Genomic DNA, 21,629 nt, shown 5'->3' on the forward strand with positions numbered 1-21,629 from the left:
AAGGGTTCAGCCTGGCCAGTCGATCTGATCGAACAGGCGCATGAGTCTGGCTTGGCGCGTCATGCTGAATTGCCCGACCCACCCGATCCGGCCCAGCAGGTGCGAGCGAAAGTCGGCAAGCTGGTCTATGTTTTGCGACGCCGGCCCGTACAGCACACTTTGATGCAAACACGCTTTAAGTCGATCGAAATCATCACGCGGGACATTCGGACGGACGTTGACCACGACGCCGGTCACACGCTGGCGTTGATGCTGCGGCAGGCAACGCGTCTTGTCCGGATGCAGGGTAAAGCCTTCATCGCGGACGATCTCTGCAACCCAGGCGTGTAAGGCGCGAAACTGCCTGCGCAGCGATTCCGGACCCGAAAATACCAGATCATCGGCATAGCGCGTATAGCTCGCGCCGAACACCCAGGCCAATCCCTCAAGCCGCAAATCGAGATTAAAAGCGCAGAGGTTGGCCAGCGCCGGGGAGGTCGGCGCGCCCTGCGGCAGATGTGCAGAAGCAAGACGCTTGGCACCCATCCAGTCAAGCCCACCGTCGTCACGCAAACGCTCGATGACCATCCCCGCCGTGCGGTGTGTGCAAAGCGTGGTGAGGCTTCGCGCAATACCTTCGGGGTAACCCAAGGTGCGCCAGATGGCGTTGACTTGAGCCGCCCCTATGCTGCCAAAGAAATCACGCAAGTCAAACCGAATGACCACAGCCTGCCCGACATGGGCCGCCGCATGGGTTTTGACTGAACGGCCGGCGGTAAAGCCGTGTGCGGCTTCATGCGCAGGCACCTGGCTTAGCAGCGTATGCAGGATGTTGCGCTGCACACGCTTGAGTTCCGCCTTGGGCGTCTCAAGCAGACGAAGGCCGCCCGTCTGCTTGGCCTGCAAGCTGTAACGGTAGTGCTCGACAATCGCCGGCGTCGCCGGGGCCAACCATCGCAGTTGCACACGTGAGAGCTGGAGCCAGCGCGCCAGATCGGACTCCGTGGTGACGTCGGGCAAGGCGCAAGCTTCGAGCCCCATAGGCCGGGGCCGCATCACCGGCGGTCGCAGAATCAGCCGCCGAATGCGCGGCGGCTTTTCCGGTTCAGGGTCATCCCGGCCAACGTTCTGCGGCAAAGTTTGCGCATCACTGGAGTCGTAGGTCTCTTCGTCTTCGTCATCCTCCTTCCCAAAGGCCAGGTCAAAGGCATGCGATGACTCCAGCCGCCGCGCAAGCGAAGTGATGTCAGATTTTTGCCAGGTGATCGCCGACAACAGGGCCAACGGTTCAAGCAACTCCCGAAGCCACGCGGGGCGCTGTCCGAGCGCTGCTGCAGCCCTGGCCTGAAGGGCACGCAAGGTGGTGCCTCCCGGCCTGTCCGCATCGGCGAGCAGTGCGCGAGCCAGGCCGCGTGCAATCAGATGTCGGGAGTTGGCTTCACGCATGGAATTGGGTTGACGCCCGCATCCCAACCAGCAGGTCCTGCGTGAGCTCGGTGCGCAGAATGCGCAGGCCGCTCACGCGCCGAAATCGCAAAGTACAAAACAACCATGGGGGTACCCCATGGTGCGGACAGGCAGCAACGAATCGCGTCCCGCTCGCAACACTTGGAATGCTGGCGTCGCGGAAATTCTAAGGGGATGCCCCGGAAAACAGCGACTATTGATCGCTTCGACGACGGCAAAACAACACAAGAAGGCTTTTATCGCCGATCTCAGGTGTGTTCATTACCGGCATTGAAGGCTCAAACAAACAAAAGCCCGAATCCATCAAGGTTCGGGCTTGGGGCCGGCGCTGGTGCAATTACTTGCGCGCAGGCGGCAAGTCGGTGCAACTGCCGTGCGCAACTTCCGCGGCCATGCCTATGCTTTCGCCGAGCGTGGGGTGCGGGTGGATCGTCTTGCCGATATCGACGGCGTCGGCGCCCATCTCGATGGCCAGGGCGACTTCGCCGATCATGTCGCCGGCGTGCGTGCCGACGATGCCGCCGCCCAGGATCTTGCCGTGGCCGTGGGCTTCGGGGCTGTCGTCAAACAGCAGCTTGGTGAAACCTTCGTCGCGGCCGTTGGCGATGGCGCGTCCGGAAGCCGTCCAGGGGAACAGGCCCTTTTTGACCTTGATGCCCTGCGCCTTGGCCTGGTCTTCGGTGAGGCCCACCCAGGCGATTTCAGGGTCGGTGTAGGCTACGCTGGGGATCACGCGCGCATTGAAGGCGGCGCTGGCGAGTTCCTTGTTGCCCTGCAGTTCGCCGGCGATGACTTCGGCGGCCACGTGCGCTTCGTGCACGGCCTTGTGCGCCAGCATGGGCTGGCCCACGATGTCGCCGATGGCGAAGATGTGAGGCACGTTGGTGCGCATCTGGATGTCGACGGGGATGAAGCCGCGGTCGCTCACGCTGATGCCGGCCTTGTCGGCGCCGATCTTCTTGCCGTTGGGCGTGCGGCCCACGGCCTGCAGCACCAGGTCGTAGGTCTGCGGCGCCGGGGCGCCCTCGCCTTCAAACGTGACCTCGATGCCGGCCTTGGTCGCTTTGGCGCCCACGGTTTTGGTCTTGAGCATGATGTTGTCGAAACGCGGCGCGTTCATCTTCTGCCAGACCTTGACGAGGTCGCGGTCGGCGCCCTGCATCAGGCCGTCCATCATCTCGACCACGTCGAGGCGCGCGCCCAGGGTGGAGTACACGGTACCCATCTCGAGCCCAATGATGCCGCCGCCCAGGATCAGCATGCGCTTGGGGACTTCCTTGAGGTCTAACGCGCCGGTGGAATCGACCACACGCGGATCGACTGGCATGAAAGGGAGGCGCACGGCTTGTGAGCCTGCCGCGATGATGCAGTTCTTGAAGGCAATGGTCTGCTTCTTGCCGGTCTTTTCCTGGCCTTCGGCCCCTGCGGTTTCCTCGACCTGCAGGTGGTTGGCACCGACGAACTGGCCCACGCCGCGCACGGTCGTGACCTTGCGCATCTTGGCCATGGCCGTCAGCCCGCCGGTGAGCTTGCCGACGACTTTTTCCTTGTGCGTGCGCAGTTTATTGATGTCGAGCTTGGGTTCCCCGAAACTCACGCCCAGGCTGTCGAAATGCTTGACCTCATCCATCACGGCCGCCACGTGTAGCAGCGCCTTGGAGGGAATGCAGCCGACGTTGAGGCAGACGCCGCCCAGCGTGGCATAGCGCTCGACCAGCACGACCTTCAGGCCCAGGTCGGCGGCGCGGAAGGCGGCCGAGTAACCGCCGGGGCCGGCGCCCAGCACCAGCACGTCGCAGTCGAGGTCGGCGGAGCCGCTGAAGCTGGCGGCCGCTGGCGCGGGCGCGGCAGTCGCGCTAGCCGCCGGCGCAGCTGCGGGGGCCGCGGCCTGCTTCTTCTCCGGCGCGGGCGCAGCGGCGACAGCGGCGCCGGACGCTTCAATCGTCAGCACCACGGAACCTCGCTTGACCTTGTCGCCGAGCTTGACCTTGACTTCCTTGACCACGCCGGCGGCGGAGGACGGGATTTCCATGGACGCCTTGTCGCTTTCCACGGTGATCAGGCTTTGCTCGGCCTTGATGGTGTCGCCGGGCTTGACCAGCACTTCAATCACGGACACTTCGTCAAAATCGCCAATGTCCGGCACCTTGATGTCTAGCAGGCTGGATGCGCTCATTTGGAGGCTTTCAATTTAAGGGTGAATATGTCGACGGGGCCTGCCGAGTTTTTGTCGAACTCGCAGCCCGCGTTGAGGCCGGCCATGGCGACTTCGCGCGCGGTCTTGGCCTTGTCCCAGGCGGCATGCATGGCGCCCAGCGCGAAGCTGCGGCCCGAGCCTATGCCCCAGAATTCCTTGAACTCGAAGACTTCGCGGTAGCTGTAGAGGCCGTAGATGCCGCTGGCATTGGCGATGACGACGGTGAACTGGCTGGACTCATAGGGGTCGTTGTCGTCTTCCTTGGTCTGAAGGAAGAAGGTCTCCTTGAGCAGCGGGTGCAGCTTGACGAAGGTGTCGAACACCTCGTCGCGAGAACCCAGCTTGAGCTGGTCCTTGGGCAGGGCCGCCATGGCCTTGCGCAGCACCGGGAAATGCGCCACCGTGCCGGCCATGCCGACGTAGCTCAGGCCGGCGGGCGTGTCGACCTTGAAGATCTTGCTGTTGGCCTCGAAACGCTGGCCCAGGCTGGTGTCGCCGAAGGTGACCAGCGTGTCGGCGGCGATGGCGACCTGCCCCGCCTTTTTGACGACTACAAGTGTTGTCATGCTTCCGCCCCTGTTTACAGCAGGACGCGGCGGAAGTCGGCCAGGATCTGGCCCAGGTAGGCGTTGAAGCGCGCGGCGGCGGCGCCGTCGATCACGCGGTGGTCCCAGCTCAGCGACAGCGGCAGCATCAGGCGAGGCTGGAAGGCCTTGCCGTCCCAGACCGGCTCGGTCGAGCTCTTGCAGACGCCCAGGATGGCGACTTCAGGCGCGTTGATGATGGGCGTGAAGTAGCGCCCGCCAATGCCGCCCAGCGACGAGATCGTGAAGCAGGCGCCGGACATGTCGGCCGGGCTCAGCTTGCCGTCGCGCGCCTTCTTGGCGAGCTCGCCCATCTCTTGCGAGATCTGCACGATGCCCTTCTGGTCGGCGTTCTTGATGACGGGGACGACCAGGCCGTTGGGGGTGTCGGCGGCGAAGGCGACGTTGTAGTACTGCTTGAGAACCAGTTGGTCGCCGTCGAGCGAGGCGTTGAACTCAGGGAATTTCTTGAGCGCGGCGACCGAGGCCTTGATCAGGAAGGCCAGCATGGTGATCTTGATGCCGGCTTTCTCGTTTTCCTTGTTCATAAGCACGCGGAAGGCTTCGAGTTCGGTGATGTCGGCATCGTCGTGGTTGCAGACGTGCGGGATCATCACCCAGTTGCGGTGCAGGTTGGCGCCACTGATCTTCTTGATGCGCGACATGTCCTTGCGCTCGACCGGGCCGAACTTGGTGAAGTCGACCTTGGGCCATGGCAGCAGGTCGAGGCCTGCCCCGCCGCCCGAAGACGCGGGCGCCTTGGCGGCCTGCGCCTGGGTGCGTACGCTACCGTCCATCACCGACTTGGTGAAGGCCTGCACGTCGTCTTGCGTGATGCGGCCCTTGGGACCCGAACCCTTGACTTCGGCCAGCGGCACGCCGAGTTCGCGCGCGAACTTGCGTACCGAGGGCGAAGCATGCGGCAGGCTGCCCTGAGGGGCGGTGGTCGGGTCGTGGGCAGGCTGACTGGCGGTGGGTGCGGCGGCAGGCGCAGGCGCGGATGCCGTGGCAGGTGCCGCAGCGGCTGCGGGCGCCGGTGCGGCGGCGGGCGCTGCGCTGGCGGCAACAGAGCCTTCGAGTACGGCCAGCAGGTCGCCGATGTTGACGACGTCGCCCATCTTGACCTTGAGCTCCTTGAGCACGCCGGCGGCGGACGACGGGATTTCCATCGAGGCCTTGTCGGATTCGACGGTGATCAGCGACTGCTCGGCCTTGATGGTGTCGCCGGGTTTGACCAGGATCTCAATGACGGACACGTCCTTGAAGTCGCCGATGTCGGGCACGCGGACTTCGACCGGGCCGGAAGCGGAAGGTGCGGCGGCAGGCGCCGGCGCCGGCGCGGCGGCGGGCTTGCTTGCCGCCGGCACCGCGGCTGCGGCCGCGGGAGCAGCGGCAGGTGCTGGGGCGGCGGCAGCGCCCGCCACTTCCAGCGTCAGCACGACCGAGCCCTGCTTGACCTTGTCATCGAGCTTGACCCGCAGTTCCTTGACCACGCCAGCGTGGCTGGAAGGGATTTCCATGGAGGCCTTGTCGGACTCCACGGTGATCAGCGACTGCTCTGCCTTGACGGTATCGCCGGGCTTGACCAGCAATTCGATCACCGTCACTTCGTCGAAATCCCCGATATCAGGAACTTGGATGTCTACCACTGCCATATCTTGTCTCCGTTTGCTTCAGGCGTTCAGGCGTCTACGTCAGGGTTTTAACTCAAGCGTAAAGCGGATTGATTTTGTCGACATTGATGCCGTACTTCTTGATGGCTTCGCTCACCTTGGCGACGGGCACCGTGCCCTCTTCGCTGAGCGCCTTCAGGGCCGCCACGACGATGTAATGGCGATTGATCTCGAAGTGCTCGCGCAGCTTGCTGCGGAAGTCGCTGCGGCCGAAACCGTCGGTGCCCAGCACCTTGAAGGTGCGGCCCTTGGGGATGAAGGAGCGGATCTGCTCGGCGTAGGCCTTCATGTAGTCGGTCGAGGCGATGACGGGGCCGGTGTGCTTTTCAAGCTGCTCGGCCACAAACGGCACCTTGGCTTTTTCGGCCGGGTGCAGCAGGCTCCAGCGTTCGGCGGTCTGGCCGTCGCGGGCCAGTTCGTTGAAGCTCGGGCAGCTCCAGACGTTGGCGGCGACGCCCCACTCTTTTTCGAGCAGTTCCTGCGCGGCGATGGACTCGCGCAGGATGGTGCCGGAGCCCAGCAGCTGCACGCGCGGCGTGAGCTTGGCGCCTTCCTTGCAGAGGTACATGCCCTTGATGATCTGCTCTTCGGTGCCGGGCTTGAGGCCGGGCATGGCGTAGTTTTCATTGAGCAGCGTGAGGTAGAAGTAGACGTTGTCCTGCTTCTCGACCATGCGCTTGAGGCCGTGGTGCAGGATGACGCCGACTTCGTGCGCGAAGGTCGGGTCGTAGCTGATGCAGTTGGGGATGGTGCCGGCCAGGATGTGGCTGTGGCCGTCTTCGTGCTGCAGGCCTTCGCCATTGAGCGTGGTGCGGCCCGAGGTGCCGCCCAGCAGGAAGCCGCGCGCCTGCATGTCGCCGGCCGCCCAGGCCAGGTCGCCGATGCGCTGGAAGCCGAACATCGAGTAGTACACGTAGAACGGCACCATGATGCGGTTGTTGGTGCTGTACGAGGTGGCCGCCGCGATCCAGCTGCTCATGCCGCCGGCTTCGTTGATGCCTTCCTGCAGGATCTGGCCCTGCTTGTCTTCCTTGTAGTACATCACCTGGTCTTTGTCGACCGGCGTGTACTTCTGGCCGTCGGGGTTGTAGATGCCGATCTGGCGGAACAGGCCTTCCATGCCGAAGGTGCGGGCTTCGTCGACCAGGATGGGCACGACGCGCGGGCCCAGGGCCTGGTCGCGCAGCAGCTGCGTGAGGAAGCGCACATAAGCCTGGGTGGTGGAGATTTCGCGGCCTTCGGCCGTGGGCTCGATCACCGACTTGAAGGTCTCCAGCGCGGGCACGGTGAACTGCTCGTCGGCCTTGACGCGGCGGTGCGGCAGGTAGCCGCCCAGAGCCTTGCGGCGCTCGTGCAGGTAGCGCATCTCGGGCGTGTCTTCGGCCGGCTTGTAGAAGGGGATGTCGGCCAGCTGGCTGTCGGGGATCGGGATGTTGAAGCGGTCGCGGAAGGCCTTGATGTCTTCGTCGGCCAGTTTTTTGGTCTGGTGGACGTTGTTCTTGCCTTCGCCGATCTTGCCCATGCCGAAGCCCTTGACGGTCTTGATCAGCAGGACGGTGGGCTGGCCCTTGTGGTTGACGGCCTTGTGGAAGGCCGCATAGACCTTTTGCGAATCGTGGCCGCCGCGGCGCAGGTTGAAGATGTCCTCGTCGCTCATCTTGGCGACCATCTCGAGCGTGCGCGGGTCCTGGCCGAAGAAATGCTTGCGCACGTAGGCGCCGTCATTGGCCTTCATGGCCTGGTAGTCGCCGTCCAGCGTGTCCATCATGACTTTGCGCAGCGCGCCGTCCTTGTCGCGGGCCAGCAGCGGGTCCCAGTTGCTGCCCCAGAGCAGCTTGATGACGTTCCAGCCGGCGCCGCGGAACTCGCCTTCAAGTTCCTGGATGATCTTGCCGTTGCCGCGGACCGGGCCGTCCAGGCGCTGCAGGTTGCAGTTGATGACGAAGACCAGGTTGTCGAGCTTTTCGCGCGCGGCCAGGCCGATGGCGCCCATGGATTCGACTTCGTCCATCTCGCCGTCGCCGAGGAAGGCCCAGACCTTGCGGTTTTCGGTGTTGGCGATGCCGCGGGCATGCAGGTACTTGAGGAAACGCGCCTGGTAGATCGCCATCAGCGGGCCCAGGCCCATGGAGACGGTGGGGAACTGCCAGAACTCGGGCATCAGCTTGGGATGCGGGTAGCTGGACAGGCCCTTACCGTCGACTTCCTGGCGGAAGTTGAGCAGTTGTTCTTCGGTCAGGCGGCCTTCGAGGTAGGCGCGGGCATAAACACCCGGCGACACGTGGCCCTGGATGTACAGGCAGTCGCCGCCGTGTTCTTTACCCGGTTCAGTGCTCTCGGCATGCCAGAAATGGTTGAAGCCGGCGCCGAACAGGCTGGCCAGCGAGGCGAAGGAGCCGATGTGGCCGCCCAGGTCGCCGCCGTCGGCGGGATGCAGGCGGTTGGCCTTGACCACCATGGCCATGGCGTTCCAGCGCATGTAGGCGCGCAGGCGCTCCTCGATCTCGAGGTTGCCGGGCGAGCGCTCTTCCTGGTCGGTCTCAATGGTGTTGACGTAGCCGGTGTTGGCCGAGAAAGGCATGTCGATGCTCTTCTGGCGGGCATGCTCCAGCAGTTGCTCGAGCAGGAAATGGGCGCGCTCCGGGCCCTCGCTTTCGATCACGGCGGACAGGGCGTCCATCCATTCGCGGGTTTCCTGGCTGTCTTTGTCCAGTGCGTCGTTGGCGGCGGCGCGCAAGTTGTCGCCGGCTTGGGTGGGATTGGCAGCCATTTTTTGTCTCCTGAGTAGCCTGATAGAGCTTTGTTAACCTGCGCTACGGCCTCTTGTCGAGCCGCGCACAGAGCCTGTTCCAACTTGGGTCTAAGCGTGTTGTAAACGCAAATTAGATTCAAGTCTCTAGTTTCCCACAATATTCGCATAATTTCAAATAGTGCTTAGTCATTTCACATTAAGAAATTTAAAAGTAAGCATACGTCGCATTGAGGGTGATTCGCTTCACCTTAAACGATCAGGGTCAACCCAGCTACGCGGAGGGCATCTCCCTTAAACTGCACCCTTCCTCTTATGACCCAGCAAGCCCCCGCCCCCGCCGACATCGCGGCCAATCCCGCTCCCCTGGCCTTGTGGCGCCACTGGTGGCGCCGGCAGTCGCCGTCGCGCCAGGACCGTTTCATCACGCTGGGCCCGCTGCTGGCCGTCGTGCTTTTCCTGGCGGCCGTGATCGCCGCTTTCGGCTACCTGCGGATTGAGGAAATCGACCGTGAGCAGCAAGCCGTCAAGCGTGACGTGGAATACGCCCAGCAGCGCCTGCGCCTGCGCCTGCTGGAGCGGCAGGAGCAGCTCATGCGCATAGGCCGCGATGTATCGAACAAGGAAATCGACACCGAGGAGTTCATCACCCAGGCTGAATCGCTGGTCAACCAGTACCCCGAGCTGATGGCGGTGACCTGGGTGGACAGCAAACGGCGCATCAAGGTCGCCTACGTATCGCCCAGTGCCAACGCCAGCCAGTTGCGCGGTGCGGGCGAACAGCTCAAGGTAGGCGAGACCGACGGCACTTATGACCTCGCCAGGGACCTGCGCCAGCCGGTGTATTCACGCCCGCTGGCGGCCAAGGAAGCCAGCGGCTACAACGCGCCCACCCTGCAGTTGCAGGTGCCGCTGGACGACCAGGGAAAATTCGCCGGCGTCATCATGGGCGAGTACTCCATCGACGGCCTGCTGCGTTTTGGCGTGCCGACCGAGGTCACGGCCAAATATGCGGTAACCCTGATCGACGACAAGAACCAGGTGCTGGCGGGCAACCTGCCGCCGCCGCGCAATCCCGCGGCCCGGCTGCTGCCCTGGTCAGACGGCGCGGCCGAATACGAGATACCGGTCTCACCGGTCGGCAACGGCCTCCTGATACGCGCCGAGGGCTACCGCACCTCGCTGGGTGTGGTGGGCAGCGGCTTCTTCTGGCTGGTCAGCGCCCTGAGCGCGCTCACGGTGTGGATGCTGCTGGGCACCTGGCGCCACACGCGCCGCCGCGTGCAGGCCCAGCAGGCGCTGATCTCCGAGACCAACTTCCGCCGCGCCATGGAAAACTCCATGCTGACCGGCATGCGCGCGCTGGACCTGCAGGGCCGCATCACCTACGTCAACCCGGCTTTCTGCCAGATGACGGGCCTGACCGAAGGCGACCTGGTGGGCCGCACGCCGCCGTTTCCGCACTGGCCGGAAGGCGAGATCGACACCCTGATGCAGCGGCTGGACGACGAGCTGCACGGCCGCACGCCGCCGGGCGGCTTTGAGGTGCGCGTGAAGCGCAAAAACGGCCAGATCTTCGACGCCCGCATGTATGTGTCGCCGCTGATAGACCCCCGCGGGCAGCAGACCGGCTGGATGACCTCGATGACGGACATCACCGAGCCCAAGCGCATCCGCGAGGAACTGACCGCCTCCTATGAGCGCTTCACCACAGTGCTGGAGGGGCTGGATGCGGCCGTCTCCGTGGCGCCGCTGGGCAGCGAGGAACTGCTGTTCGCCAACAAGCTTTACCGCTCCTGGTTCGGCGGCGAGGTGTCGGGCCACCTGAACCTGATCGCGCAGGCCGGCGTGCCCAGCGCCGTGCCTACCGACGACACATTGGACGCGGTCGACGGCCTGGCCGGCTTTCCGACCGATACGCTGACGGCGGCGCAAACGGAAAACGCCGAAATCTTTGTGCCCGAGCTCAGCAAATGGCTGGAAGTGCGTTCGCGCTACCTCACGTGGGTGGACGGCCGCCTGGCGCAGATGGTGATCGCCACCGACATCACGCCGCGGCGCCATGCCGAGGAACAGGCCGCCCAGCAAAACGAACGGGCCCAGACCGCCAGCCGCCTGATCACCATGGGCGAGATGGCCTCCAGCGTGGCGCACGAACTGAACCAGCCGCTCACGGCCATCAACAACTACTGCAACGGCATGGTGTCGCGCATCAAGGGAAAGCAGATCAGCAATGAAGACCTGCTGATCGCGCTGGACAAGACCGCCAAGCAGGCGCACCGCGCCGGGCAGATCATCCAGCGCATACGCTCCTTCGTCAAACGCAGCGAACCCAACCGCACGGCGGCCGACGTGGCCACCATGGTCAGCAACGCCATGGAGCTGGCCGACATCGAACTGCGCCGCCACCATGTGCGCCTGAGCCACTACATCGCGGCCCGCCTGCCCGAAATCATGGTGGACCCCATCCTGATCGAGCAGGTGCTGATCAACCTGATGAAAAACGCGGCCGAATCCATAGAGCAGGCGCACCTGCCCACGGCGCGCCGCAGCGTCGAGCTGCGCGTGGTGCCCAAGCAGATTGAAGACCAGGCCGTGGTGGAGTTTTCGGTGCTCGACACCGGGCGCGGCCTGTCGCCCGAAGTCATGGGCCGGCTCTATGAAGCCTTCTATTCCACCAAGGCCGAAGGCATGGGCATTGGCCTGAAGCTGTGCCGCAGCATCGTCGAGTCCCACCAGGGAAGAATGGAGGCCGAGAACCTCTACAATGGGGACGAAGTGGTGGGGTGCCGGTTTACCTTCTGGATCCCTGTGACACCCCTGCTCTTGCCGACGGCGCCAGCCGGCGACAACACGGCAGCCAGGAACGCAGGCGTTCACTGAAAACCCTTCAAGAACCGTCTCTTGAGAAGTTCACGAAAGAAAGTTTGGCATGAGCTTGATTCCCAAAAAAGGTACCGTCTACGTCGTTGATGATGACGAGGGCGTGCGCGACTCGCTGCAGTGGCTGCTCGAAGGCAAGGACTACCGCGTCCGCTGCTACGACTCCGCCGAAACTTTCCTCTCCCGCTACGACCCGCGCGAAGTGGCCTGCCTGATCGTCGACATCCGCATGGGCGGCATGACCGGGCTGGAACTGCAAGACCGCCTGGTCGAGCGCAAGTCGCCGCTGCCCATCGTGTTCATCACCGGCCACGGCGACGTGCCCATGGCGGTCAACACCATGAAAAAAGGCGCGATGGACTTCATCCAGAAGCCTTTCCAGGAAGAAGCCCTGGTCAACCTGGTCGAGCGCATGCTGGAGCAGGCCAAGGAGGCCTTCAGCGAATTCCAGCAGTCCGCCAGCCGCGACGCCCTGCTGGCCAAGCTCACCTCGCGCGAAGCCCAGGTGCTCGAGCGCATCGTGGCGGGCCGCCTCAACAAGCAGATCGCCGACGACCTGGGCATCAGCATCAAGACGGTGGAGGCACACCGCGCCAACATCATGGAAAAACTCAACGCCAACACCGTGGCCGACCTGCTCAAAATCGCCCTGGGGTCCAACGCGCCCAAAGCCTGACTCCCTCTTCCGCTATCCCCTGATAGCCTTAACGCCCGTATTGATTGGACCAACGGGCGTTTTTACTTTGAGAAACCGATTCAAATGACCGCCCAGCTGATTGACGGAAACGCCCTCTCCAAACAATTACGCGCTGACGTCGCCCGGCGGGCCGCCGCCCTGCGCGCACGCGGCATCACGCCCGGCCTGGCCGTGGTGCTGGTGGGCGAAAACCCGGCCAGCCAGGTCTATGTGCGCAACAAGGTCAAAGCCTGCGAAGACAACGGCCTGCATTCGGTGCTCGAAAAATATTCCGACACGCTCAGCGAAGCCGATCTGCTGGCGCGCGTCGACGCACTCAACAATGACCCGTCCATCCACGGCATCCTGGTGCAGCTGCCGCTTCCGGCCCACATCGACGCACACAAGGTCATCGAGGCCATCTCGCCTGCCAAGGACGTGGACGGTTTTCACGTCGCCAGCGCCGGCGCGCTGATGGTCGGCCAGCCGGGCTTCTGGCCCTGCACGCCTTACGGCTGCATGAAGATGCTGGAAAGCATCCACTACGACCTCAAGGGCAAGCATGCCGTGGTGATTGGCCGCAGCAACATCGTCGGCAAGCCCATGGCACTGATGCTGCTGCAAAAGAACGCCACCGTCACCGTCTGCCACAGCGCGACGAAGGACCTCAAGGCCATGACGCTGCAGGCCGACGTGATCGTGGCCGCCGTCGGCAAGCGCAATGTGCTGACGGCCGACATGGTCAAGCCCGGCGCCGTCGTGATCGACGTGGGCATGAACCGCAACGACGAAGGCAAGCTCTGCGGTGACGTGGATTTCGAGGGCGTGAAGGAAGTCGCGGGCTACATCACGCCGGTGCCCGGTGGTGTCGGCCCCATGACCATCACCATGCTGCTGGTCAACACACTAGAGGCCGCAGAGCGCGGTTGAGCGCTTTTTCTCAGTCCGCGACGGGCGGCTCGTCAGCCTGCGGCGCGGGTGCAACAGCCGCCAGGCGCCAAAGCGCCAGGCCGGCGCATAGCCACTGAACGATGTAGAGGGCTGTTCCCAGGCCATGCCAGAGCTTGAGGTTGCCGCCTTCAGCACGTGCGCTGACGATGCGCGGGGCGATACCAAACTCCACCAGCAAGGCCAGCAGCAGGCCGGCCACGACAAATTTCATGACTGCCTGCGCCTGCCGCGCAAGGGTGGCGTCGTCCTTCTTATTGAGTACCACCAGCAGCAACATGGTGCAGCCCGCGCTGAGCCAGGTCTGCGCGGTGAAGAGCTTGGCCGCCATGGCACCGGCCGCAGCGGGCGCGCCTAGGTTGGCGAACAGCATAGGAACGACGACAAAACCCAAAGCTGTCAGGCTGCCCCACCAGAGGGCCGCCACCATCACATTGAAGCGCTGCTTCATCAACGGAAGCTCAGATGTACATCACCGCGATGATTTCATAGCGCTTGATGCCGCCCGGCGCCTGGACTTCGGCGGTGTCGCCCTCGTCCTTGCCGATCAGCGCGCGCGCGATCGGCGAGCTGATGTTGACCCGGCCCTGCTTGATGTCGGCCTCGTCTTCGCCGACGATCTGGTAGGTCACCTTGTCGCCGGTGTCTTCGTCTTCCAGTTCGATGGTCGAGCCGAACACCACTTTGCCGCCCGCGTCCAGCTCGGACGGGTCGATGATCTGCGCGGCGGAGAGCTTGCCTTCGATTTCCTGGATGCGGCCTTCGATGAAACCCTGGCGGTCCTTGGCGGCGTCGTATTCGGCGTTTTCGCTCAGGTCGCCCTGGGCGCGCGCTTCGGAGATCGAATTGATGACCCAGGGGCGGTCAACGGTCTTGAGCTGGTGCAGCTCGGCCTTGAGGCTTTCCGCGCCGCGCTTGGTAATGGGAATGGTGGCCATGTTTTTTGCTCCTGCAAAAGCGAAACCGCCACCAGTCACCTGGCGGCGGCGCTTGAATCCAAAATTTCAATGAAACAAGTTTAATGCAAATCGGGCCCGGCCCAACCTGGAAATAGCCCGGGAAAAACCCCGGTTACCAGGCTCTCAGGCCAACTGGGCGTGCAGCTCCTGCACGGAATACACCGGCAGGTTGTCCAGGTATTTCATGCCCTCCACGGCCGCTTCGGCGCCGGCAATGGTGGTGTAGGTCGTCACGCGGGCCAACAGCGCCGAGGTGCGGATCTGGCGCGAATCGGTGATCGCGTTGCGCCGCTCTTCGACGGTGTTGATGACCAAGGCGATTTCGTTGTTCTTGATCATGTCCACCACGTGCGGCCGGCCTTCGGTGACCTTGTTGACCACGGTGCAGGCAATGCCCGCCGCCTGGATGGCCGCCGCCGTTCCCTTGGTCGCGACCAGCTCGAACTTCTGCGCGGCCAGCGCGCGCGCCACTTCCACGGCGCGCGGCTTGTCGTTGTTCTTGACGGTCAGGAAGACCTTGCCGGAGGTCGGCAGCTTGGTGCCCGCGCCCAGCTGGGACTTCACGAAGGCTTCGCCGAAGGTCTTGCCCACACCCATGACTTCGCCGGTGGATTTCATCTCGGGGCCGAGAATCGTGTCCACGCCGGGGAACTTGACGAAGGGGAACACCGCTTCCTTGACGCTGAAGTAAGGCGGCGTGACTTCGTCCTTGATGCCTTGCGAGGCCAGCGACTGGCCGACCATGCACCGCGCCGCCACCTTGGCCAGCTGGATGCCGGTGGCCTTGCTGACGAAGGGCACGGTGCGCGATGCGCGCGGGTTGACTTCCAGCACGTAGATCACGTCCTTGCCGTCAATGTTCTGGATCGCGAACTGCACGTTCATCAGGCCGACTACGGTCAGCGCCTCGGCCATGGCCGCGGTCTGGCGCTTGATCTCGGTGACGGTTTCGGCGCTCAACGAATACGGCGGCAGCGAGCAAGCGGAGTCACCGCTGTGCACGCCGGCCTGCTCGATGTGCTCCATCACGCCGCCGATAAAGGTGCGGCCTTCGGGGTCACGCAGGCAGTCGACGTCGCATTCGATCGCGTCGTTCAGGAAGCGGTCCAGCAGCACTGGCGAGTCATGGCTGACCTTGACGGCTTCGCGCATGTAGCGTTCGAGGTCGCGCTGCTCGTGCACGATTTCCATGGCGCGGCCGCCCAGCACATAGCTGGGGCGCACGACCAGGGGGTAGCCCAGCGCGGCGGCTTTTTCGAGTGCTTCGGGCTCGGTGCGGGCCGTGGCGTTGGGTGGCTGGCGCAGCTTGAGTTCGTGCAGCAGCTTCTGGAAGCGCTCACGGTCTTCGGCCGCGTCGATCATGTCGGGCGAGGTGCCGATGATGGGCACGCCGTTGGCTTCGAGGTCCAGTGCCAGCTTCAAAGGCGTCTGGCCGCCGTACTGGACGATCACGCCCAGTGGCTTTTCCTTGTCAACGATCTCGAGCACGTCCTCCAGCGTCAGCGGTTCGAAATACAGGCGGTCGCTGGTGTCGTAGTCGGTGGAGACGGTCTCGGGGTTGCAGTTGACCATGATGGTCTCGTAGCCGTCTTCGCGCATGGCCAGCGCCGCGTGCACGCAGCAGTAGTCAAACTCGATGCCCTGCCCGATACGGTTGGGCCCGCCGCCCAGCACCATGATTTTTTTCTTGTCGGTGGGCGCGGCTTCGCATTCGCTGCCTTCGGCCTCGTAGGTCGAATACATGTAGGCGGTGTTGGTCGCGAATTCGGCGGCGCAGGTGTCCACGCGTTTGTAAACCGGGCGCACGCCCAGCGCGCGGCGCTTTTCGCGGATGGCCGTGTCGGTGGTCTTGAGCTGCTTGGCCAGGCGGCGATCGGAAAAGCCTTTTTGCTTGAGCGCACGCAGCGTGACGGCGTCGATCTTGTCGAGCGAGGTGGTTTCGAGTTCAAGCTCGATCTTGACGATCTGCTCGATCTGCACGAGGAACCAGGGGTCGATCTTGGTCAGGGCAAAGACTTCGTCGACGCTCATGCCCTGGGCGAAGGCATCGCCCACATACCAGATGCGGTCAGGGCCGGGGGCGCCGAGTTCTTTCTCGAGTACTTCGCGGTCCTGGGTCTTTTCGTTCATGCCGTCCACGCCGACCTCCAGGCCGCGCAGGGCTTTCTGGAAAGACTCCTGGAAGGTCCGGCCCATGGCCATGACCTCGCCCACGGATTTCATCTGCGTGGTCAGGCGCGAGTCGGCGGCCGGGAATTTCTCGAACGCGAAACGCGGGATCTTGGTGACCACGTAGTCGATGCTGGGCTCGAAGCTCGCGGGGGTGGCGCCACCCGTGATTTCGTTGCGCAGCTCGTCGAGCGTATAGCCCACCGCCAACTTGGCAGCGACCTTGGCGATCGGGAAGCCCGTGGCCTTGGAAGCCAGCGCCGAGGAACGCGACACGCGCGGGTTCATCTCGATCACGACCATGCGGCCGTCGACCGGGTTGATAGAGAACTGCACGTTGGAGCCGCCGGTGTCCACGCCGATTTCGCGCAACACGGCCAGGGAGGCGTTGCGCAGGATCTGGTATTCCTTGTCGGTCAGCGTCTGGGCCGGCGCCACCGTGATGGAGTCACCGGTGTGCACGCCCATGGGGTCCAGGTTTTCGATGGAGCAGACGATGATGCAGTTGTCGGCGGTGTCGCGCACGACTTCCATCTCATACTCTTTCCAGCCGAGCAGCGATTCCTCGATCAGCAGCTCGTTGGTGGGCGAGGCTTCGAGGCCGCGCTTGCAGATGACTTCAAACTCTTCGGAGTTGTAGGCGATGCCGCCGCCGGTGCCGCCCAGCGTGAAGCTGGGGCGGATCACGGTCGGAAAGCCGACGGTCTTCTGCACCGCCCAAGCCTCATCCATGCTGTGCGCGATGCCGGAGCGGGCCGAGCCCAGTCCGATCTTGGTCATCGCGTCCTTGAACTTCAGGCGGTCTTCGGCCTTGTCGATAGCCTCGGGCTTGGCGCCGATCAGCTCGACCTTGTATTTGTCGAGCACGCCGTTGTGCCAGAGATCCAGCGCGCAGTTGAGCGCGGTCTGGCCACCCATGGTCGGCAGGATGGCGTCGGGCCGCTCCTTGGCGATGATCTTCTCGACCGTCTGCCAGGTGATGGGCTCGATGTAGGTGACGTCGGCGGTGGCCGGGTCGGTCATGATCGTGGCGGGGTTGCTGTTGATCAGGATGACCTTGTAGCCCTCTTCGCGCAGGGCCTTGCAGGCCTGCACGCCGGAGTAGTCGAATTCGCAGGCCTGGCCGATGATGATGGGGCCGGCGCCGATGATGAGGACGCTCTTGATGTCTGTGCGCTTAGGCATTCTTTTTCTCCCCAGCCTGTTCCATCAGCGCGGTGAAACGGTCAAACAAGTATGAAATATCGTGCGGGCCCGGCGAGGCTTCCGGGTGGCCCTGGAAGCAGAAGGCCGGCTTGTCGGTGCGGGCCAGGCCCTGCAGCGTGCCGTCGAACAGGCTGATGTGCGTGGGCCTGAGGTTGGCGGGCAGGCTTTTCTCGTCGACCGCGAAACCGTGGTTCTGGCTGGTGATGCTGACGCGGCCGTTGTCCAGGTCTTTGACCGGGTGGTTGGCGCCGTGGTGGCCGAACTTCATCTTGAAGGTCTTCGCGCCGCTGGCCAGCGCCATGATCTGGTGGCCCAGGCAGATGCCGAAGGTCGGGATGCCGGTTTCGATCAACTCGCGCACCGCCGTGATCGCGTAGTCGCAGGGCTCAGGGTCGCCCGGGCCGTTGGCCAGGAAGATGCCGTCGGGCTTGAGCTTGAGCACGTCGGCGGCGGGCGTTTGGGCCGGCACCACCGTGATGCGCGCGCCGCGCTCGGCCATCATGCGCAGGATGTTTTTCTTCACGCCGAAATCGAAGGCCACGACGTGGAATTTCGGCGTAATCTGCACGCCGTAACCGGCGCCCAGCTTCCACTCGGTCTGCGTCCATTCGTAGGTCTGCTTGACCGAGACGACCTTGGCCAGGTCCAGGCCGGCCATGCTGGGGGCGCCGCGGGCTGCCGCGACGGCTTTCTCTATCGCGGGCTGGCTCACCGCCTCGCCCGCGGGCAAGGCCAGGATGCAGCCGTTTTGCGCACCCTTGGTGCGCAGGTGGCGTGTCAGCTGGCGGGTGTCTATGCCGGCGATGGCGACGGTGTTTTCCTTGACCAGGTATTCGGACAAGGTCATCGTCATACGGAAGTTCGAGGCCAGCAGCGGCAGGTCCTTGATGATCAGGCCGGCGGCGTGGACTTTTTCAGCTTCGACGTCTTCGGCATTGACGCCGTAGTTGCCGATGTGCGGGTACGTGAGGGTGACGATCTGCTGGCAGTAGCTGGGATCCGTGAGGATTTCCTGGTAGCCGGTCATCGCGGTGTTGAACACCACTTCGCCGACCGTGGAGCCCGCGGCCCCAATCGAATTGCCGATAAAGACCGTGCCGTCTGCGAGCGCCAGGATGGCGTGAGGGGTGTTTCCCTGTAGAGACAAAAGCACTGGGTTCTCCGGGTTGGTTACGGTTCGCCCAAGCGTGCACAAGAAACGTCTCGGTCAAGACTCTTGCAGGCTGCTTTTGAGAGGGTGGTGGCTTTGTATGCGCTCGGGCGAAGCTGTGTTTTGAAAAGCCCTTGATTATAGCCTGAACAAGTAGTGCCCCCACGGTCGCTCACTTCGTGTGGCCTACGGCCTTTCTCCCTGCCCCTTTCATCACGAAGGGGGCCGCCCACCTGCGGCCCGGCAAAGCCGGTTCCGCGGCTCATGCTGGTGAAGAAAGGCCCCCTCAGTCGCTCACTGCGTGTAGCTCCTTGCCCCCCGAGGGGGCCGCTGCGCCTGCGGCCTGGCAAAGCCAGTTCCGCGGCCCCGGCTGGAATTAAGAGCTCTTCACCAACGAGCTGGCATAGAGGCAAATCGCTGCTGCGGCAGCGACGTTGAGCGACTCTTCGCCGCCGGGCTGGTCTATGCGGACTTTGAGGGCAGCCCTGGCCATCAGGTCGTCGCCTACGCCCTGCCCTTCGTGGCCCATGGCCCAGGCGCAGGGCATGGGCAGTTTTTGCTGGTGCAAAAAGCTGCCGTGGTGCGAGCTGGTGACGACGATGGGAACCGTCAACGCGGCCAGCGCCTCGGACTCCAGGCCTTCCACCAGTTGCAGGGCAAAGTGGGCGCCCATGCCGGCGCGCAAGACCTTGGGCGACCAGAGCGCCGCCGTGCCTTTGAGGGCGATGACCTGGCCGAAACCAAAGGCCGCGGCGCTGCGCAGGATGGAGCCGACGTTGCCGGCGTCCTGCACCCTGTCCAGGATCACCGAGGCCGCAGCAGGCTGCAGGCCAGTGGCGCCGGGTAAGTCGAGCACAAAACCCATACGCGCGGGCGACTCCAGGCCGCTGATCTCGGGCAGCAAGGCGTCGGGGATGACGATGCTTTTGGGCGCAGCACGCGTCCATTCCGCGGGAGCGACCGGCCAATAGGACTCCGAAAAAACAGCCAGGGCGGGTTTGAGCCCCCGCGCCAGCGCCGCGCGGCACAGGTGATCGCCTTCCAGCCAGACGCGGCCCTGCTTGCGGTAGGCCGTGCTGTCCTGGGACAGCCTGCGCAAATCCTTGATCAGCGGGTTGTCGCGTGAGGTGACGTGGGTGACTTCGGCGGCAGGCCCGGAAGAGGAAGAAGAGGAAGAAGAACCCTGGCTCACCGGAGGACCTCGGCAACCGGCGCGAAGGACCTGCGGTGCTGCGGGCAGGCGCCGTGCTCGCGCAGCGCGGCCAGGTGCTCGGCCGTGCTGTAGCCCTTGTGGTCGGCAAAGCCGTACTGGGGGTATTCCAGGTGGAACTCGGCGCACCAGCGGTCGCGGTGCACCTTGGCCAGGATGGAGGCCGCCGAGATGGCGGGCACCAGTGCGTCGCCGCCCACAATGGCTTCCGACAGGATCACCAGCGTGGGCAGGCGGTTGCCGTCCACCAGCACCTTGTTGGGTTTGAGGCGCAGGCCTTCCACGGCGCGCTTCATGGCCAGCATGGTGGCCTGCAGGATGTTGATGCTGTCTATTTCTTCGGCGGTAGCCAGCGCGATCGAGCAGCACAGGGCCTTGGCACGGATTTCGTCGTAGAGTTTTTCGCGGCGCAAGGCCGTGAGCTTTTTGGAGTCGGCCAGTCCTTGGATCGGGTTCAGTTCGTCAAGGATGACGGCGGCGGCCACCACCGGGCCCATCAAGGGGCCGCGCCCTGCCTCGTCAACGCCGGCCACCAGCCCGGGAATGTCCCAGGACAGCGCGGTTTGCTCAGCTTTCAAGAATTTGCTGGATCGCATCGGTCGCTAATGTTGAAGTATCCCGCCGCAGTTCGGTATGCAGCGCGGCGAATCGTTGTTCCACAGCCGCTATTTTGTCAGGTGCCGAGGATTTTGCCTCCACCCATTGCAGGACCGCCCCGGCGAGCGCCTCGGGCGTGGCCTGGTCCTGCAGCAATTCGGGCACGACAAAGTCGCGGCACAGGATGTTGGGCAGGCCCACCCAGGGCTGCAGCTTTTTGCGCCGCATGATCTGCCAGGACAGCCAGTTCATGTTGTACGCAATCACCATGGGCCGCTTGTACAGCGCGGCTTCCAGGGTGGCTGTGCCGCTGGCGATCAGGGTGACATCACACGCGGCCAGGGCGGCGTGCGATTGGCCGTCAAGGATTTGCAGATGAGCCCGCATGCCGGTTTCCTCGGCGATGTGTTCGATCGTGGCTTTCAGGGCCGGGATAGCGGGCACGACGAACTGGATTGCGGGCTGCGACCTACGGATCAGGGCCGCAGCAGCGAAAAACCGCTGCGCCAGGTACTGGATTTCCGACTTCCGGCTGCCCGGCAGGATGGCGACCACGGTGCTTTCGTCCCGCAGGCCCAGCGCGCGCCGTGCAGCGGCCCGGTCGGGCTGCAGCGGAATCACATTGGCCAGCGGGTGCCCGACATAGGTCGCGGCAATGCCGTGGGCGGCCAGCAAGGCCGGTTCGAACGGGAAAATGCACAGCACGTGGTCCACGCTGCGCCGGATTTTTTCGACACGGTCGGCGCGCCAGGCCCAGATGGAGGGGCTGACAAAGTGCACGGTCTTGATGTCCTGCCCTTTCAAGGCGGCTTCGAGGTCCAGGTTGAAGTCGGGCGCATCCACGCCGACGAAAACATCGGGGCGCTGCTCCAGCAGGCGTTGTTTGAGTTGTTCACGGATGCCGACGATCTCGCGGTAGTGGCGCAGCACCTCGACGTAGCCGCGCACGGCGAGCTTCTCGCTGGACCACCAGGGCTCAAAACCGCGTTTGGCCATCTGCGGACCGCCTATGCCGCTGGCGGTCAAGGCGGGCCAGCGGGCCTTGAGGCCGTCGAGCAGCAAACCCGCCAGAAGGTCGCCGGAGGTTTCCCCCGCGACCATAGCCACCTTGGGTGCGCGGCCGGCCGGCGGTGTTGCGTCGAGGCCGCCAGCCTCTCCACGGGCTGGCAGAGGGCTGGTCTC

At 64.0% G+C, this 21,629-nt stretch carries 15 protein-coding genes; 3 read left to right on the forward strand and 12 right to left on the reverse strand.

Going from position 1 to position 21,629, the window contains the following annotated elements; genetic code table 11:
- Positions 1-6 precede the first annotated feature (6 nt).
- The 5 genes from AC1D0O_RS03555 to aceE all read right to left on the reverse strand — a co-directional run bounded on the left by AC1D0O_RS03555 (position 7) and on the right by aceE (position 8,670).
- Entirely contained in the window at positions 7-1,425 is a 1,419-nt protein-coding gene (locus AC1D0O_RS03555; RefSeq protein WP_477652167.1) for a reverse transcriptase family protein, read from the reverse strand.
- A 358-nt stretch (positions 1,426-1,783) separates the two neighbouring features.
- On the reverse strand, positions 1,784-3,622 hold the full coding sequence (gene lpdA / locus AC1D0O_RS03560; protein WP_477652168.1) for a dihydrolipoyl dehydrogenase: 1,839 nt from the start codon (positions 3,620-3,622) through the stop codon (positions 1,784-1,786).
- Entirely contained in the window at positions 3,619-4,209 is a 591-nt protein-coding gene (locus tag AC1D0O_RS03565) for an MFS transporter (protein WP_477652169.1), read from the reverse strand. The genes lpdA and AC1D0O_RS03565 overlap by 4 nt, the downstream gene beginning before the upstream one ends.
- Before the next feature lie 14 nt (positions 4,210-4,223).
- Positions 4,224-5,882, reverse strand: a complete 1,659-nt coding sequence (gene aceF, locus AC1D0O_RS03570) for a dihydrolipoyllysine-residue acetyltransferase (protein WP_477652170.1) — start codon at positions 5,880-5,882, stop codon at positions 4,224-4,226.
- Between the two features lie 52 nt (positions 5,883-5,934).
- Complete coding sequence (aceE, locus tag AC1D0O_RS03575; RefSeq protein WP_477652171.1) at positions 5,935-8,670, reverse strand: pyruvate dehydrogenase (acetyl-transferring), homodimeric type; 2,736 nt, start codon at positions 8,668-8,670, stop codon at positions 5,935-5,937.
- Between the two features lie 294 nt (positions 8,671-8,964).
- On the opposite strand from aceE, the gene AC1D0O_RS03580 reads away from it, so the two are divergent.
- The 3 genes from AC1D0O_RS03580 (at position 8,965) to folD (ending at position 13,138) form a co-directional block, all read left to right on the forward strand.
- Positions 8,965-11,532, forward strand: a complete 2,568-nt coding sequence (locus tag AC1D0O_RS03580) for a PAS domain-containing sensor histidine kinase (protein ID WP_477652172.1) — start codon at positions 8,965-8,967, stop codon at positions 11,530-11,532.
- Between the two features lie 49 nt (positions 11,533-11,581).
- Positions 11,582-12,208, forward strand: coding sequence for a response regulator transcription factor (locus AC1D0O_RS03585; RefSeq protein WP_411877690.1), 627 nt, complete (start codon positions 11,582-11,584; stop codon positions 12,206-12,208).
- An 84-nt stretch (positions 12,209-12,292) separates the two neighbouring features.
- Complete coding sequence (gene folD / locus AC1D0O_RS03590; protein ID WP_477652173.1) at positions 12,293-13,138, forward strand: bifunctional methylenetetrahydrofolate dehydrogenase/methenyltetrahydrofolate cyclohydrolase FolD; 846 nt, start codon at positions 12,293-12,295, stop codon at positions 13,136-13,138.
- A 10-nt stretch (positions 13,139-13,148) separates the two neighbouring features.
- Here folD and AC1D0O_RS03595 read toward each other — a convergent pair whose 3' ends face one another.
- The 7 genes from AC1D0O_RS03595 to lpxB all read right to left on the reverse strand — a co-directional run bounded on the left by AC1D0O_RS03595 (position 13,149) and on the right by lpxB (position 21,548).
- Positions 13,149-13,607, reverse strand: coding sequence for a DUF4149 domain-containing protein (locus AC1D0O_RS03595; RefSeq protein ID WP_477652174.1), 459 nt, complete (start codon positions 13,605-13,607; stop codon positions 13,149-13,151).
- A gap of 10 nt (positions 13,608-13,617) precedes the next feature.
- A complete protein-coding gene (greA, locus tag AC1D0O_RS03600; RefSeq protein ID WP_477652175.1) occupies positions 13,618-14,094 on the reverse strand; it encodes a transcription elongation factor GreA in 477 nt (158 codons plus the stop codon).
- A gap of 144 nt (positions 14,095-14,238) precedes the next feature.
- Complete coding sequence (carB, locus tag AC1D0O_RS03605) at positions 14,239-17,469, reverse strand: carbamoyl-phosphate synthase large subunit (RefSeq protein WP_436154250.1); 3,231 nt, start codon at positions 17,467-17,469, stop codon at positions 14,239-14,241.
- Entirely contained in the window at positions 17,462-18,643 is a 1,182-nt protein-coding gene (carA, locus tag AC1D0O_RS03610) for a glutamine-hydrolyzing carbamoyl-phosphate synthase small subunit (protein WP_477652176.1), read from the reverse strand. Before carA ends, carB begins: the two co-directional genes overlap by 8 nt.
- 373 nt (positions 18,644-19,016) lie before the next feature.
- On the reverse strand, positions 19,017-19,832 hold the full coding sequence (locus AC1D0O_RS03615; protein ID WP_477652177.1) for a TrmH family RNA methyltransferase: 816 nt from the start codon (positions 19,830-19,832) through the stop codon (positions 19,017-19,019).
- Positions 19,829-20,446 (reverse strand): ribonuclease HII, encoded by a 618-nt coding sequence (gene rnhB, locus AC1D0O_RS03620; RefSeq protein WP_477652178.1) that lies wholly within the window; start codon positions 20,444-20,446, stop codon positions 19,829-19,831. The genes AC1D0O_RS03615 and rnhB overlap by 4 nt, the downstream gene beginning before the upstream one ends.
- The gene (gene lpxB / locus AC1D0O_RS03625) at positions 20,418-21,548 is read right to left on the reverse strand and encodes a lipid-A-disaccharide synthase (protein WP_477652247.1); all 1,131 of its coding nucleotides are present in this window, start codon (positions 21,546-21,548) and stop codon (positions 20,418-20,420) included. Before lpxB ends, rnhB begins: the two co-directional genes overlap by 29 nt.
- Between the last annotated feature and the right edge of the window lie 81 nt (positions 21,549-21,629).

This window comes from Polaromonas sp. P1_F2 (assembly GCF_056405735.1).

Bases quoted from the DNA above. Each gene is read 5' to 3' on its own strand.
- AC1D0O_RS03555 (WP_477652167.1), bottom strand. From the start codon at position 1,425: ATGCGTGAAGCCAACTCCCGACATCTGATTGCACGCGGCCTGGCTCGC.
- lpdA (WP_477652168.1), bottom strand. From the start codon at position 3,622: ATGAGCGCATCCAGCCTGCTAGACATCAAGGTGCCGGACATTGGCGAT.
- AC1D0O_RS03565 (WP_477652169.1), bottom strand. From the start codon at position 4,209: ATGACAACACTTGTAGTCGTCAAAAAGGCGGGGCAGGTCGCCATCGCC.
- aceF (WP_477652170.1), bottom strand. From the start codon at position 5,882: ATGGCAGTGGTAGACATCCAAGTTCCTGATATCGGGGATTTCGACGAA.
- aceE (WP_477652171.1), bottom strand. From the start codon at position 8,670: ATGGCTGCCAATCCCACCCAAGCCGGCGACAACTTGCGCGCCGCCGCC.
- AC1D0O_RS03580 (WP_477652172.1), top strand. From the start codon at position 8,965: ATGACCCAGCAAGCCCCCGCCCCCGCCGACATCGCGGCCAATCCCGCT.
- AC1D0O_RS03585 (WP_411877690.1), top strand. From the start codon at position 11,582: ATGAGCTTGATTCCCAAAAAAGGTACCGTCTACGTCGTTGATGATGAC.
- folD (WP_477652173.1), top strand. From the start codon at position 12,293: ATGACCGCCCAGCTGATTGACGGAAACGCCCTCTCCAAACAATTACGC.
- AC1D0O_RS03595 (WP_477652174.1), bottom strand. From the start codon at position 13,607: ATGAAGCAGCGCTTCAATGTGATGGTGGCGGCCCTCTGGTGGGGCAGC.
- greA (WP_477652175.1), bottom strand. From the start codon at position 14,094: ATGGCCACCATTCCCATTACCAAGCGCGGCGCGGAAAGCCTCAAGGCC.
- carB (WP_436154250.1), bottom strand. From the start codon at position 17,469: ATGCCTAAGCGCACAGACATCAAGAGCGTCCTCATCATCGGCGCCGGC.
- rnhB (WP_477652178.1), bottom strand. From the start codon at position 20,446: ATGCGATCCAGCAAATTCTTGAAAGCTGAGCAAACCGCGCTGTCCTGG.
- lpxB (WP_477652247.1), bottom strand. From the start codon at position 21,548: ATGGTCGCGGGGGAAACCTCCGGCGACCTTCTGGCGGGTTTGCTGCTC.